This is a genomic window from Microcoleus sp. MOSTC5, assembly GCF_036701825.1.
GTDB classification, from domain to species: domain Bacteria; phylum Cyanobacteriota; class Cyanobacteriia; order Cyanobacteriales; family Microcoleaceae; genus Microcoleus; species Microcoleus asticus.
This window is the reverse complement of record NZ_JAUBRK010000060.1, coordinates 1-14,844: the sequence shown is the minus strand read 5'-3', so window position 1 is coordinate 14,844 and position 14,844 is coordinate 1. Positions and strand designations below refer to the sequence as shown.

At 39.5% G+C, this 14,844-nt stretch carries 11 protein-coding genes and 1 pseudogene; 6 read left to right on the top strand and 6 right to left on the bottom strand.

What is annotated here, in order from left to right; translation table 11 throughout:
* Positions 1-59: 59 nt before the first annotated feature.
* A complete protein-coding gene (locus tag QUA54_RS26540; RefSeq protein ID WP_333417144.1) occupies positions 60-2,213 on the bottom strand; it encodes an O-linked N-acetylglucosamine transferase family protein in 2,154 nt (717 codons plus the stop codon).
* An 81-nt stretch (positions 2,214-2,294) separates the two neighbouring features.
* Complete coding sequence (locus QUA54_RS26535; protein WP_216670621.1) at positions 2,295-2,483, bottom strand: hypothetical protein; 189 nt, start codon at positions 2,481-2,483, stop codon at positions 2,295-2,297.
* A gap of 324 nt (positions 2,484-2,807) precedes the next feature.
* On the opposite strand from QUA54_RS26535, the pseudogene QUA54_RS26530 reads away from it, so the two are divergent.
* The 5 genes and pseudogenes from QUA54_RS26530 to QUA54_RS26510 form a co-directional block, all read left to right on the top strand.
* Positions 2,808-3,461: pseudogene (locus QUA54_RS26530) on the top strand (phytanoyl-CoA dioxygenase family protein); the annotation flags it as partial.
* Between the two features lie 264 nt (positions 3,462-3,725).
* Positions 3,726-5,051: a class I SAM-dependent methyltransferase gene (locus tag QUA54_RS26525; RefSeq protein WP_333417204.1), complete on the top strand. Its 1,326-nt coding sequence runs from the start codon at positions 3,726-3,728 to the stop codon at positions 5,049-5,051.
* Between the two features lie 107 nt (positions 5,052-5,158).
* Positions 5,159-5,692: a type IV pilin-like G/H family protein gene (locus tag QUA54_RS26520; protein ID WP_333417142.1), complete on the top strand. Its 534-nt coding sequence runs from the start codon at positions 5,159-5,161 to the stop codon at positions 5,690-5,692.
* A 122-nt stretch (positions 5,693-5,814) separates the two neighbouring features.
* The gene (locus QUA54_RS26515) at positions 5,815-8,046 is read left to right on the top strand and encodes an O-linked N-acetylglucosamine transferase family protein (RefSeq protein WP_333417141.1); all 2,232 of its coding nucleotides are present in this window, start codon (positions 5,815-5,817) and stop codon (positions 8,044-8,046) included.
* Between the two features lie 19 nt (positions 8,047-8,065).
* The gene (locus QUA54_RS26510) at positions 8,066-9,661 is read left to right on the top strand and encodes a hypothetical protein (protein ID WP_333417139.1); all 1,596 of its coding nucleotides are present in this window, start codon (positions 8,066-8,068) and stop codon (positions 9,659-9,661) included.
* Here QUA54_RS26510 and QUA54_RS26505 read toward each other — a convergent pair.
* The 4 genes from QUA54_RS26505 to QUA54_RS26490 all read right to left on the bottom strand — a co-directional run bounded on the left by QUA54_RS26505 (position 9,658) and on the right by QUA54_RS26490 (position 14,129).
* Positions 9,658-11,292 (bottom strand): hypothetical protein, encoded by a 1,635-nt coding sequence (locus QUA54_RS26505; protein WP_333417137.1) that lies wholly within the window; start codon positions 11,290-11,292, stop codon positions 9,658-9,660. The two genes, QUA54_RS26510 and QUA54_RS26505, sit on opposite strands and share 4 nt — an antisense overlap.
* Positions 11,293-11,334: 42 nt before the next feature.
* The gene (locus QUA54_RS26500; RefSeq protein ID WP_333417135.1) at positions 11,335-13,071 is read right to left on the bottom strand and encodes an FkbM family methyltransferase; all 1,737 of its coding nucleotides are present in this window, start codon (positions 13,069-13,071) and stop codon (positions 11,335-11,337) included.
* A gap of 49 nt (positions 13,072-13,120) precedes the next feature.
* Positions 13,121-13,576 carry a hypothetical protein gene (locus QUA54_RS26495; protein WP_333417134.1) on the bottom strand — a complete coding sequence of 152 codons (456 nt, stop codon included), beginning with the start codon at positions 13,574-13,576 and terminating at the stop codon, positions 13,121-13,123.
* A 163-nt stretch (positions 13,577-13,739) separates the two neighbouring features.
* Positions 13,740-14,129 (bottom strand): tetratricopeptide repeat protein, encoded by a 390-nt coding sequence (locus tag QUA54_RS26490; protein WP_333417132.1) that lies wholly within the window; start codon positions 14,127-14,129, stop codon positions 13,740-13,742.
* Between the two features lie 458 nt (positions 14,130-14,587).
* On the opposite strand from QUA54_RS26490, the gene QUA54_RS26485 reads away from it, so the two are divergent.
* Positions 14,588-14,844 (top strand): transposase domain-containing protein (locus QUA54_RS26485; protein ID WP_333417202.1); only part of this gene is annotated, 257 nt, incomplete at its 3' end.

The window sequence follows — 14,844 nt, the reverse complement described above, 5'->3', positions numbered from 1 at the left end:
TCTGTAGAGATAATTCAGCAATCGCAAAAAACCAAATTTAATTGATAATAAAAAAACAATTATTTAAGTCTTTCTAGAACAATTTTTTGATAAAAATATTCTAAAGCTGTCACGCAAACTTTATCGTCAAACAGATCATCTTGTCGCTGACTCATACGTTCGGCAATATCTCGCCGCCAATCTGAATCTCGACCCAAGTTGACAGCAATTTGAATATATTCCTCTTCGTTTTGTGCAATTGTGTCTGTTACTCCCAGCATTTTTAGAAAGCTATAAGCGTGAAGTCCCCGCATAAATTCTCCCGGACAGGTGACTATGGGTAAATTGCAAGCGATCGCCTCTAAAGATGTATTTCCCCCCGACCAAGTGAAAGTATCTAAGAAAACATCGGAAAGAAAGTTAATTGCTATGTAATCTTGTCGAGTTGGAATGGTTCGGAATAGACAATAATCTTCGCTATCGAGATTAACAGCAGCAAAAGCTAACTTTAGCCGTTCCCGCAGCAGTTCGCCGCGAGGAAAAATAAACTGAGCTTGCGGAACGCGGCGGGCAATTTCTGCTAAAATAAAATCATATTGTGGTAAGTATTTGAAAGGGGCTTGGCAACATAAATAAATTACTGCATCTTCTCGGAGGTCAAAATCTAAGCGACTGTTGTTTAATTTGCCGACGGTTGGTTTTGGGTAGGCAACGCCAATATTTGGCAACTTAATTAAGGTTTCTGAGTAGTGCAATTGTGCAGTTTCCGGTTCCATCAATTCACTAGAAATAAAATAATCAATCGTCGGTAAACCAGATGTGACAGGATGTCCCCATGCCGAACATTGCACGGGGGCCAGGCGCAAAGCGGCTATTTGTATAGTTGGTGCGTCCATGCCAATTTCCGGGAAGACAAGAATCTGCAACTTATCATCAATAATTTGTTGGCATACCGCTTCTAGGTTGTGAGGAATGTGGCGAAATCGATGGCTGTATTGGCGAAATTGTTCTGTAATTGGATCGGGATCGTTCCCCGTATAGTAACAGTAAATTTCAAATTGTTGGTGGTTGCAATAACGCAGCCAGCCAGTTAACCATAAAGTGCCGCTGTAAGAATGCAAATAACTAGAAATATAACCGACTCTAATTTTGCCATTTTCCAGCAGTGGAGGCATTGATTGCGGTTGCACCCACTGCGGATAGTTAGCGGCCATAACTTGATGGAGTAAATTAGCATACTTTGATTGCGATTCCACAACATTGTGAGCCTGATATGCTAGGTAAAAATTAGTGAAGCTACTAAAACCCCGGAAAGCATTAATTTTATTTTCGGGAGTTTTTAGGGATGTTTGCTGAATTAATTTGTCTAATTCTCGGACAAATATTTCCCGATAAAATTTTATTTCATCAGATGTGTTATAAACAATCGGTAATGTTAAGTGTTTAAAAAGTTTAAAAACATATTCATTGGGGAGAATGTCGGCGGCTATTTCTGCATTTGAGATAGCTTGTTTTGTACGTCGGTTTTGCTGGCAAATTTTGATTAGTTCAAAGTGCAGTTTTCCTGCTGTAGGGTAATGACGGATGCCTTCTTCAAGAATTGCGATCGCTTCTTCAATTCTGTTGAGGTTTCTTAAACACTCGTTTAAGTTACCATACAGTTCTATATCTCCTGTCTGGGATACTAAAAACCTTTGATAGTGCTTAATGGCTGCTTCGTATCTTCCTTGAAGGTATAGTTGGTTGCCAAATTCTCTCAATATTAATGCTTGGGAGTCAAGGGTGATATCGCTAAGTTGTTCCTGTTCCACTACTGGAATTTGTGCGGTTCCAGATTCTGCTATTGCTTGGTGATTTTCCGCCTTCAGCTTAATTCGATATTGAATGTGTGGCAAAATATCGCTCCACTGGCTTCGATTGAGGTTTTCCAATAAAATAATTTCCGGTTCGCAGTTAATATCTAAATCTTCTTCCATCAAAAGATTCATCACAATATCTGATACAATTAAACTTGCCTCTAACTCTGAATTTTCTAAAGTTTCGCTCACATCTATTAAAAGAGTTAGGAAATCGCGATCGCGATGACTTACCAGACTCCTAATAATTAGTTCTAACTCTAAATAAAGAGATTCTTCGGGTTGGTTCCAATCAGGAAAAATCAGCAAATTTAAGGGTTTGAAATTTAAGGTGGCTAGATCCATGTGATTGTCTGTCTCATCTATATTGCTGGGCATGGAGAGGTTTTGGTGTGAATGTTCGATCGCCCCTAGCTTAATTTAACTCGTCTTTGGGGGCGGGCGATTGCCCTCCATCCCCTATCTTGGCTGTTGGCGCGATCGCCAGCCGAGGATAGCAGCTAGGATGATACTGGGGGTAAAGACCGCGATTAGGGCGTTGAGGTCGGTAGAGGGGATGGATAAGCTAGGCCCTGCGTACTTGATGGCTAGGGAAAGGGCGGCGGAGAGGGTGAATACTTTGAGGATGGGGCTGATGTTGGTGTTCATGGAGCTGGTAGTTGGTTGTATAATATATTTTTGCGCGGGGGCTGGAAATATTGACCCTCACTATTATGCCAAGTCCCTGCCGTTGTGCCGTGTGGGGTTTGCGGAAAAGTGCGATCGCTCGTGGGCGAAGGTGTTGATAATATCTATGAAAATTTGGGGTAAGCTTCTGTTTAAACCTAGGTTCGCATAACAGAGATTTCCTTCCTTAACGTAACTCAGCAAGAGCATACCTTGTTGCTGGCGATCGTTTAAGCAGGCCAAGCATCTTGCCGGAAAAATTGATAAATTATAAGTCGTAAACTCAGGGACTCACAGCCAAAACCGATGATTAGCGTCAAAACTTTTTTAGAGCAAGCTCAAAATCCCGACTATTGGAAAAGCCTAAATCCCCAGCTAAGTGTAGGTGAAGATTTTACTTCACTATCTGGAAGTGTTCTTTCACTTGAGCAAGAACATATGGAAAAACTGTTGTTCAATCTCAAGAAAGAGGGCTACTTTCAAATCGATTCCTTTTTGTCTGAAGCAGAGATTTCGCGCATGGCCGCTGGCATCGAAAAACTGCGAGAGTCTGGCTGGCCTGTACCATTCGCGTTCATTTACGATGAGTTTTGGCAGACATTTTGTCGATTGTCTCAGATATTATCAGTTATCCTCGGCGAGGAGTATCGACAGTTGCCCGCTTTTTGGGGTTGGTACATCAACACAACCAATACTGAAAAAGGATGGCAGCCACATCGCGACAACGGTGCCAACACTCTTTGGCCAGACGGGATGCCTAAGTGTTTAACAATATGGATTCCCCTCAGCGATGCCATCCCCCTGAATGGATGTATGTACATCCTCCCAGCTCCTTTCGATCCTAATTATGGCGGTAATGTCCAAAAAGGTGAAAAAAAGGAAAGTATCAACTTTCAAGATATTCGTGCATTGCCCGCAACTGCGGGTTCTGTTTTGTGCTGGAATCACGCGGTATTGCACTGGGGAGGCCGCAGCAGCGAAAGAGCGCCTCATCCACGCATAAGCTTGGCTTTTGAATTTCAGCGAAGTGACGTTGAGCCATACAAAACTCCACTGCTTGACCCATCTAATCCCCCAAATTTTAATCAGCGTTTGGGCTTGATCGGGAAGCAAATCCTTCAGTACAATCATATGTATCCCTTGTCCGAGGAGATGGCAGAAGTTGCTACAGAACTGGAAAATAAATATCTACTACCCTCAATTAACAAGCGAAATAACTCTCTAATGGAAAATCAAGAATTAGATACAAGAGATAAAATTTGTCAGCAATTCGATAAGGTTCGCTATCCTAGAACTCCCCTAGAAAAATCACCCAAAAACGACTATCAGGCTTTATTTTTTCATAATATCGCAACAGCTTACTATTTAAGGAATCAAAGAGTTTTAAATACAGAATGTCAAGTTATTTTAGATGCCGGCTGCGGGAGTGGATACAAGTCATTAGTTTTAGCCGAAGCTAATCCCGGAGCTAAAATAGTTGGCATCGATCTTTCAGAAGAATCGGTTAAAGTAGCTCGGCAGCGTTTACAATACTATGGATTTGAAAATGTAGAGTTTTACGCACTGCCAATAGAACAAGCATCTAGTTTAAACATCGAATTTGACTATATAAATAATGATGAAGTTCTTTATCTCATGCCTGACCCTGTGGTGGGTTTGCAAGCGATGAAGTCTGTTTTGAAGCCGGGTGGAATTATTCGTACTAACCTCCATAGTTCACGACAGAGAGCGTTGATATATCAAGCTCAGACTCTTTTCAAGACGATGGGATTAATGGATCAAAATCCCGAAGAATTGGAAATTGAATTAGTCCGAGAAATAATAAAAGCTTTGGACGATACAGTCATGTTGAAAGCAAAAACCTGGCATACTGAATTTTCCCAAAATGACGATTGGGTGCTGATGAATTATTTATTACAAGGTGATAAAGGCTATACCATTCCAGAAGTATTTGCCACATTGAGAGGCGCTAATTTGGAATTAATTAGCATGGTGAATTGGCGGCATTGGGAAGTGACGGATTTATTCAAAGATGCAAATAACTTACCCGCGTTTCTGGAAATGAGCTTGCCAGAAATTTCTGTGGAAGATCGGCTGCATCTATTTGAATTGTTACATCCCATTCATCGTTTGATTGACTTTTGGTGCGGTCATCCCAACCAAAGTGAGTCGTTTGTGCCAGTTCCTGCATGGACTCTTTCTGACTGGCAGGATGCTAAGGTACATCTTCACCCTCAGTTGAAAAATCCCCAGTCTAAAGAAGACTTACTCAACTGCATCACCAGTCACAAACCCTTTGACATTAGTCGTTATGTGTCTTTGCCAACTCTAATGCCTATCGTGATAGAGAGTAACATGGCTGCTTGTCTGCTACCACTTTGGGAGGGAGCGCAGCCTATGCGGTCTCTAGTGGCTCGGTGGCTGAAAGTCACACCCCTGCATCCCGTCACCCTAGAGTCTGTAAGTGAGGCGACGGCCTTTGAGCAAGTCAAGGAACTATTGACTAGGCTGGAAGCCTTTCTGTATGTGCTTTTGGAGCGAACGGCTTGATTTGTAAAAAAAAAAATACCGATGTTGATATGAAAGCCAGGGAAAGTGGGTAAGTTAAGTGTACGAGTTAGAAATCAAGCATCACACGCCTCTAGGAGAAACAAACCATGAAGACTGAATTTAAAGCCAGATTCCTGCAACACCTCAACCAAAAAAGACAGGATAAGGGTTTCACGCTAATTGAACTGTTGGTTGTTATCATCATTATCGGTATTTTGTCTGCTATTGCTTTGCCTTCCTTCTTGAACCAAGCTAATAAAGCTAAGGAATCAGAAGCTAAGCAGTACACGGGTTCTATGAACCGCGCTCAGCAAGCTAAATTCGGGGAAGCAGGAGGCTTTGCAACTACTGTTGATGCTTTAGGAATTGGCATCAAAACTCAAACTACTAACTTCAAATACCAAATCAGCGGAACCCAAAGCGATGCTAACGAAATGGGTCACCAAGGAATACCTCTGGTCAAAGCACTGAGAGCTTATACGGGAACTGTAGGTTTGACTCAAAATGCTACTACGAGTGAAACAAGCACTGTGGCAGTATTGTGCGTAAGTAAAGTTACTCAAACAACTGCTCTTGCTGCTGTTACAGTAGCTGGTAATAACCTAGTGTGCGCTGCTGATAGCGACCCAGTAAGCAAGTAAACAAGGTATCAGAAAAGTGTCTTTTGCCTTTCTCGGTTGAAACTTTCACATTTGCCCACGAGTTCATCCCACAGATTTAAGCTGTGGGATGAATTATAGTAACTATGACGCCTAAATACCCATTGACTAAGCCTATCGATTGGCAACAACAAGCTGAGAAATTCCTGCTAGGAGGCAATTACCCTCAAGCAGAGAGTTTGTATGAGCAGGCAATTGAAGCGGAGCCGGACATCAAGTCTCATTACTGGCATTTGGGATTGATGTTGCTGTTGCAGGGGCAAGAGGCAGAAGCTCAGACGACTTGGCTACTAGGCATGGCGGAGGGGGAGCCAGAACAGGTTGAAATTTGGACAGCCGAATTGTTGCTGGTGCTGCAAAAGGAAGCCGATCGGCAAGTAACTCTCGAAAACTATGCAATGGCTTGGACAATCCGCCAACATATTAGGGAAATTACGCCAGAAGACATTAATAACCTGTTGCATTTGATTGGTTTGTCTATCCTGCTTGAGAATTATAGGGGAGATGAATTAAGTGCTTTAGGCGTGATAGAACTGTTAGAGCGGGAGCTATTAATACCATTAGATTTGGATCTATTGATGCAAGTGTTGAAGAGTGTTTTAGATTATGCTCCTTTTCACCCATCATCCCTAGCATTTGCATCGGCCTCTGTAGCTCATATCCGCGAGTTGGAAGTCTTTGTTCATTTGATAGTAATAACGTCTATAAATATTGCTAACTCGTCGCCACATTTAGCAGCTCGTTTTGTTGAAATCTGTCGTCGTTTAGATCCTGAAAGTCTGGAAAATAGTCATCGATTGAGTTTTTTGCATCATTTGGCTAGTTTTTACCAAAACGCTAGACAATACGATCAAGGTATAGAAGTAGCAAAGTTGTGCTACTCCTTGGCAGAGGAACTATACGATAAAGTTTGTGCTAATCATAAAGTCTTGCGCGGATTAATGGGCGCTGTTGGCTATTGGGAAGAGGTATGTTTGCTGATTGAGCAGCATAAATCCCAGCTAGAAATGCTGATAGCTCAACAGCCCAGATCCTTGAGTTCCTACACCGTTGTCAGTCTGTTTACTAGCACCTTCTTTTTTCCCTACTTGCAGGAGCAGGCCAAAAATAATAGACAAATTCAAAATCAAGTGGCGGCGCTATGCCAAGCTAATATTGAAGTTTATGGTCGAGAACAGGTAGATCGCTACCGAAAGCGCCATTTAGTTAATAAAAGCAGGGGTGTTGCCTCTAAAAAGTTGAAAATAGGCTATCTATCTCATTGCTTCGGAATGCACTCTGTGGGCTGGTTAGCGCGATGGTTGTTTCAGTATCACGATCGCGATCGTTTTCAAATTAATGCCTATTTTATGGCTTATAGAAAAAAGCCGATATATGACTCGTTAGAAGACTGGTATAGTCAGCAAGCCGATCGGGCTTTTCAAGGCAGTTTCTATCCATTTGAAATGGCAGATCAAATATCTCAAGATGAGGTTGATATTTTAATAGATTTAGATAGCACAACCTTAGATTTGAATTGCGAGGTGTTGGGACTAAAACCTGCACCTATTCAAGTTACTTGGCTAGGTTGGGATGCTTCAGGATTACCTGCTATTGATTACTTCATTGCCGATCCTTATGTTTTACCGGAGTCTGCTCAGGATTATTACAGCGAAAAAATTTGGCGCTTACCTCATACTTATATAGGTGTAGATGGTTTTGAGATGGATGTACCCACTCTGCGACGCGAGGATTTGAGTATTCCGAGTGATGCTGTTGTATATATGAGTTCTCAAGTAGGCTACAAAAGGCATCCAGATACGGCGCGACTACAGATGAAAATTGTGGCTGAAGTTCCTAATAGTTACTTTTTAATTAAGGGTGGGGCTGGCGAAGAATCGCTTAAAAGTTTCTTTAATCAATTAGCGGAAGAAGAGGGTGTGAAGATCGATAGATTGCGATTTTTGCCGCAAGACCCTACAGAAGCGATTCACCGAGCTAATTTAGGTATTGCTGATGTTGTGCTGGATACTTATCCTTATAACGGTGCTACAACTACTCTCGAAACTCTCTGGATGTGCATCCCTCTTGTGACGCGGGTAGGCGAACAATTTTCTGCACGAAATAGTTACACAATGATGATGAATGTGGGAGTAATGGAGGGGATTGCTTGGACTGACGATCAATATGTGGAGTGGGGGGTTAGGCTGGGTAAAGATGCGGTTTTGCGACAACAAATTAGCTGGAAACTACTACAGTCTAGGCGAACTTCTCCTCTGTGGAATGGTAAGCAGTTTGCCCGTGAGATGGAGAATGCTTATGAGCAAATGTGGCAGATCTATCTAGAGAAGAGTTAGTTGAGCAAGGTAATTGAGCGTGAAAATATCTGATTCTCTTAGCTTTTTTCGAAAATATAGTTATCTAAGTGTATTCCTGTTTATATTATTTTGGTTTTTCATTTTGAGCGCAAGTGGTTCGTTTTTTTCGGGATACCACTTTACTGATGACCATGAAATAACTCATATTAACTATAATTTTACTGTTCAAAAAATTGATATTTTTCAAGTAAGTAGTCAATGGATTCACAATGATTTATTAACTGGAAGGTTCCGACCTTTTTATTATGTTCATAGAATCCTGGAAACAAGATTACTAGGAGTTAACTTCGGGTGGTGGTCATTTTATACGGGAATGTTAGGAGTTTTGACTTCTTTTTTCCTATTTATATTTGGGCAAATGATAAGATTTTCAATAAGTGAGGCACTACTATTTTCATTTTTAACAACGTTAGGGGCACAATCAGCAATATGGTGGCAACTTGGGCCTGCGGAAACAATAGGTACATTCTTGCTAGCGGCGGCTTTAGTATTTGCAGCACTGAGTGAGATATCTAGTAAATATACAAATTTATCTGAAAGTTTATTCATTTTTTTAGTTTTAATAATGTCTTTGTCCAAAGAAAGTTTTATCCTTGTGATTCCAGCTCTAGGTTTGATAAAAGTATGGCTGTCTTATCATCTCAAAACTTTGGCCTGGCATGAATCTCTTAAGAAAAATAGTTTATCTATATTTATTTTAGGCTTATTTTTTACCGTTGAGCTTTTATTAGTAAAAATTTATATTGGACTAACTCCTGAGATTGGATATGCTGGATTGGAGGGATTTAGTATTTCCAGAACTATTACTGCTACTCAAAATTTAAGTCAGGCTGGTTATTGGTGGATAATATTAGCCAGCTTGATAGCAATAAGATTAACTATTAAACCCCCTTATTATCAATCCTTACGCCAGATTTTAAATATTTTATATTTTCCAATTGTTTTACTTTTATTAGTTTCAGTACCTCAAGTATTACTTTACGCTAAGTCTGGAATTGTTCAACGATACATATTACCCGGAATTTTAGGTTATGTATTTTTAATAATAAGTCTCTACAATTATTTGAATAAAATTTATAAATTGGCAGCTAAGTTAATTTTATTATTAATTGTGATTGCCTTGAGCTTCAATCTGAGTGTAGTTTGGGATGCTGCTCATACTTTTGGACTGGAAGGGAAATCTACCAATGCTTTACTCCGAACAATAGAAGCAAAAACTCAAGTCAACGATCCAATCTTAATTGTTTCAAACCCTCATCTTTCCTATGAATGGAGTTTTTCAATCAAAAAATATCTTAATTATGTATCCAATAGAAATAATTTGTATTTTGATAGCTATGTTAGTTCTAAAAACTATTTTTATCAAAAGATAGAAAAATTTTATAATTATCAAACTTTGGATCAACTTAAAAATAAAATAGATTTGCAATGCGTTGTGCTTTTTCCGTACCAGAAAGAAATTTTTTTGATAAAGTCATCTTGGTTTTTGAAGGATAACTTTAATCACTATGAATTTGGTAATTTTAATCGAAACTTAAATAAAAATACGAAAATTCACCTTTACTGTAAAAAGCCGATAGCCAAGAAAATTTAGGAATTACTAAGATTACTCAAACTGTCGAGTTGATACGAGGGAATATTGTCGTCTGCAAGTTGCGCGATCGCGTCTTTATTCTCATTATCCAATATAATTCGACCATCAAGGCAAGTCATCAGAGTTTCCCACTGAATTTCACTTAACCGTCCAATCAGTGAAATTTCCGGTCCGTCATAAACATCTAAATCCTCTTCCATCAGTAGATTCATCGCCACGCTAGATAAAAGTAGATTGGCATCTTCATCAGAAATGCTGGTAGTCTCTATCAGTAAAGTGATCTCACTTTTATCCGGGTGATCCATAGTAGCTTTGATGACACGTGTTAAATCCTCCGCGATTAATTCTTCTGACTGGTTCCAGTCAGGAAATATAATTAGATTAATATCTCTTAATCCGAGATCGTTACTGAGAGCCTCAACTATTCGATGCTGAGGCACTCCCTCATCTGCCCATGCGTAGTCTTTGTTAAAATTATCAATCCACTCTTGTAACAATTTACTGTAGTCTTCATCGGTGACTGGCAATTTTTTACCAGGACATATTTTTGGGATTAATTCAGTTTGTACAAATAATTTTAACTGGGGATGCCAACCGTATCGCTCTACCGTATATAAGATTGAGCGAACCGCTTTGAAATACTGTTCTGTTCTTTGTAGAATAAAACCATTTACATAGCCTAAATAGTAATTAAAATCAATAAAAACTTGTTGGTGGAACTCACGGCGTGCTTCGGAAAAACCTTTTGTAAAAGCAGTGTAAATACATTCAATTAAGTGTTCCACTGGTACATCAGTCATCTCTAAAATTTGTTCCGATGACATTCCCCAATAGTCAAAATCATGGGCAATAGAACCATAAGCAGATGTTGATTTTGACAATAACTGAATCATTGGTAATGGTTTAGCCCAGTCTGTAAGTGCTATTTGGGTGATGCCACTTGAACAGCCGATAAAAAGGTGACAATACTTAGTCAATTCAGCAGTTTCCCTCATAGTAAGAGTGCTACCATCAATAATTCCGGGATTTCCTTTAGGAATTGGGAAATTAGATGAAAGAATAACTTGGCAATCTGGCAACAGAGAAATTATCCCTTGAGCTACATATAAAGCATAGTTCGGTGTAACAAAAGACTGACCACTTTTCGATGCACATTCAAACAAAATTACATGACGAGATTGCTGGAAATTATGCTTGTCGGCAAAAGTTTGGACTTTTTCAACCTCATTGCTTCGCAGTTTTAAAACATTCTGTATTGGAACAGTTATAGGTTTTGGATAAGCCCGAAAAATAGAGGGACGAACAGTACCGTCGTAATTTTGAAAGTTATTGGGATAAATTTGGGTCAAAAATATTTCATCAAAATCACCACGTTCAGCGCGAGCTTTTGCCTGGTTTTCAAAATCATACCAAGCTGCTGCCATGTCAGCCCAACCAGCTAAAGGAATTTCCCAAATTTCATCAACAAATGGGTTTTCTTCAACTGCCCCTTTACAAATAGATGAAATCGCCCAAGTCAGATGGCAATTGGGATAATCTTGCTTAATTTGTCGAGCTAATATAGTTGTATAAAGACAATCTCCATTAGATCCAAGCTGGCCCAGTAGGATTCGTTTACCGTAATTAATCATATAATTTTTCATCCTTATTGAAAAGCAGTAGTTTAATAGAGACTAATTTTTTTGAAAAACCAGCATTCCAAAGGTATAGCTGGTATTCGCTCCTGGAGAAAAGTAACCAGGTTTGATTACTGCATCTCCCAAAGACCAATCTACAGGCTCAACTAAATTTAAACCAAAACTTTTACATTCTTCTATCAAGTTTTTAGTATCGTTTTCATCCAACGGATTCCATAGTTTATCGTAAAGCTTGAAGTCTGGCTTGAGTTTCGGTGTCCAATAATCAAAAGTTACATACAATTTGCCATTTTCGATCAAAAGTCGGGAAACTTCTGTGGCAAATTTTTTGAAATCTACTTCATGTTCTATGACAGAAAGACAAGTTATATTGGTAAAGTAATGATCGGGAAGTTTGGTATCCATGAGATCTCCAATCATATATTTGATTTCTTGCAGAGGCACATCAGGAGGTTGAAGGTCAATCCCATATTTTTCACCTTGAACATTTTTCAAAACCGCATTCTTTAAAATATAAGAGTCAGAACTACCCATGTCTAAAAGATTACCGTCTGATAAATCAAAGATGATGTGAGCGATATCCCAGTCTTTACAGACAAGATTATGCGAAGCATAGCCATTTCTATGTAGATAATCAGTACATTTATAAATTTCATCTCTAAATTTCAAGAATTTACATACAGATGGTTTAGAAGAGGTGGCTATCTCTGATTTATTAACGAGATTAGCACTTCCGCGAGGTCTCCGATTTGTGTTACCTTTAATTTTAGTTTTAGCAGGGGCTAAATATATATTATTACTGGTTATGTAGTCTCGAAGACGATTTACTATTGGCAGATTTTCTAGCCCTTGCTTTACCAGTTCGGGAATTTGAGCTAAACTTTCAATAATATTATCAGCCAAATTATAATTTGGGTCATTGCCATAATTCAGAGTAAGATACTCCAGAAGCTCTAGGGCATAATCAGAATAGTTCATGACATCAGCTATACAAGCCAGCTTCAAAATTCGCTCAGGTGTCTGTAAATGTGTATTTAAGTTGGGGCGCATCAAATCCCGGAGATAAAAGGCATCAGCCCATACTAATGAGCCAGGACGGTTTAGAGAAGTAATGGGTGTACTTTTACGAACTGCACGTCCCTTACTAACAATTAAATCAAACAATGTAAAATTTTGATTTCTGAGAAAAATATCTATATCACCAAATAGAGGTTGATTGAGATATATATCAGTAAACTCAACTTCACTATAAACTGCGAGAAGGCTCCGGTCTAAAATTTCAGAAGCTCCTTCTAAAACTGAAAGTTCTCCACCATGAACATCAAGGTGAATGAAGTCAATTTCTTTAATGTTTTCTGATTGGCAAAAAGTATCTAGAGTTGTTGTTTCAACTTCGATAGTACGATCTAATTGAATTGAATCTATATACCCATTAAACCGCTGCGTATATGACTCATTTGGCGGATACAAAGAACTACATCCGGGATATTTAGTTACATAAAGTGTTTGTTTTCCTATGCTATTCCAAAGAGCTAAGGGAATATGAGACTCAGCCCAATTAACTTGTCTAGCTTCAATCTCTGCGTTAGCTAAATTACAAGCATCTTCGTCAGCATCAAATCCTAAGATAGTTAAGTTAGGTGCAAATAGATGCCAGCCTTTACTGCCATAGTCATCCTCATTGACTATTTTGCGTGAGCCAACAATACATATTGTCATGTAAATTTTATCTAAATGACCACTTTGCTTTAGGCTGGACAAGAAAAACGACATATTTAAGCCTCTGAATTTAATTAACCTTAAATCTGAATCGAAATTGATCTCACTCTCTAAATGTTATTACATTACCATTTACAAGGCCTAACAAATTTTTATCAATTTCATCAATACACTTATTTCGATCCAAGTTCAGAACTGCAAGCTGCTTTACAACTATATTTTTTTCCTTAAACGTAACATTTTCAAAATCATACACTTTTTCCTGTTCGTGCCATAATTTGCAATTGACTTCTGCAAGCTGTGAGAAGACTTCGCCGATACTCCCGGTTACATCAGGTACAAAATTCGATTCTTCCTTGTACACTTTATTCGATGCAAATGTGAGTTTTTCTCTAGGATTTTTTCCGGATATAGCAGCATTCACAAATTCGTTTATCTCCTCCTGAAGCTGCTTTTCTTGAATAGCAAGGCTGTTGAGCCTAATTTCGTCTTCAGAATGCCACTGTTTCAGTTTGATAATTGTCAACTTGTCGCAGAGAGAGCCAAGTGTTTCAGCCATAGAATTTAAGAGACTTTGTAGATAAAAAATATTGTTTAATTGCCTTGAGCTTAACATTTGTTTCTTTGTAAAGCTAAGTATCTAAGCGGAGAGCCAGCAAGATCACAACTCATAACCACCAGTTTATACTAATTCTTAGCTATCGCTCCCCTCTCTTTCCCCTCTACTTTTTTACCTGCCGCAACAGCGCCTTATAATCCGATCGCCCGGGATTTAGCTTCACCAACTTCTCCAAAGGCTCGATCGCCCCCACCTTATTATTCATCTGCAACCGCACATTTGCCAACCCCTCCAGAGCCGTCTGATTTTGAGGTTCCCGCTGCAAAACCGTCTCATATCCCCGTTCCTGCGCCGCCAGCAAAGACTCCTGAGAAACAGCCACAGGCGTCGGCTTTTGTTGGTGCTGGCTGCTCAAACCGCTGCTGAACAGACTGAAAATACCAAAAATCGCAGAACCACCAAACGAAACCATTGATACTAACACAAAAATCTGCTTAATTCGATCGCTCCGATGAACCGGACGAGCACTAGATTTTTTCTGTGTACTTTCCATTGCTAACTCTTGGCCTCGCTGTTTTCCAGGCACTCAAGAAGCGCCTATATCTAGATTGCCCAAGTTCGCTCGCAAAACGATCGCCTTTCGCCATTTAAAATTTGAGAGCAATTCTAGCATTTACACAAAACCTGAGATTTGTCAAGGACATTTAGGTAACAATAACACGCGCTCGAGCTCGGTGAATGGCGATCGCACCCTTACTTTTTAGCCGTTACTCTCAGGCAATTCGCCAAACCGACTCGGTAACACCCTAGCAAAGATGCGAGTTCATGAGCACGCTGGCGTTCCGCTTATAGTGCAATACGGTTTACTTAAGGTCTAACAAGTGATAAACTATATGATATACAAAAAGTAAATCAAGTATAGTGCCGTACAAAAAATTATTATTAGAATCTCCCAAGCTCAAAAGTAGCGAGGTATTCAAAGCAATAGAGGTAGCAATTCCATCAACAGAAATAGAAGCAGCTATTCTCAAAGCAAAAGCCAAAGAAAAACGGCATCGTGGGCTACAATCACAACTGGTAGTGTGTCTAATCATAGCAATGAGCTTATGGTCAAAAGACTCAATGCGGGACGTACTAAAAAATCTGATTGATGGACTTAATGAAGTCTGGTTGAAAACTGGTAAATTCTGGAAAACTCCCTGCAAGGCAGCTATTACTAAAGCCCGAAAAAGATTAGGGCCTTCTGTAATGAGCCAGTTATTTCATCA

Coding starts and splice junctions, on each gene's coding strand:
- QUA54_RS26540 (WP_333417144.1), bottom strand. CDS start 2,213: ATGCCCAGCAATATAGATGAGACAGACAATCACATGGATCTAGCCACC.
- QUA54_RS26535 (WP_216670621.1), bottom strand. CDS start 2,483: ATGAACACCAACATCAGCCCCATCCTCAAAGTATTCACCCTCTCCGCC.
- QUA54_RS26525 (WP_333417204.1), top strand. CDS start 3,726: ATGGAAAATCAAGAATTAGATACAAGAGATAAAATTTGTCAGCAATTC.
- QUA54_RS26520 (WP_333417142.1), top strand. CDS start 5,159: ATGAAGACTGAATTTAAAGCCAGATTCCTGCAACACCTCAACCAAAAA.
- QUA54_RS26505 (WP_333417137.1), bottom strand. CDS start 11,292: ATGATTAATTACGGTAAACGAATCCTACTGGGCCAGCTTGGATCTAAT.
- QUA54_RS26500 (WP_333417135.1), bottom strand. CDS start 13,071: ATGTCGTTTTTCTTGTCCAGCCTAAAGCAAAGTGGTCATTTAGATAAA.
- QUA54_RS26495 (WP_333417134.1), bottom strand. CDS start 13,576: ATGGCTGAAACACTTGGCTCTCTCTGCGACAAGTTGACAATTATCAAA.
- QUA54_RS26490 (WP_333417132.1), bottom strand. CDS start 14,129: ATGGAAAGTACACAGAAAAAATCTAGTGCTCGTCCGGTTCATCGGAGC.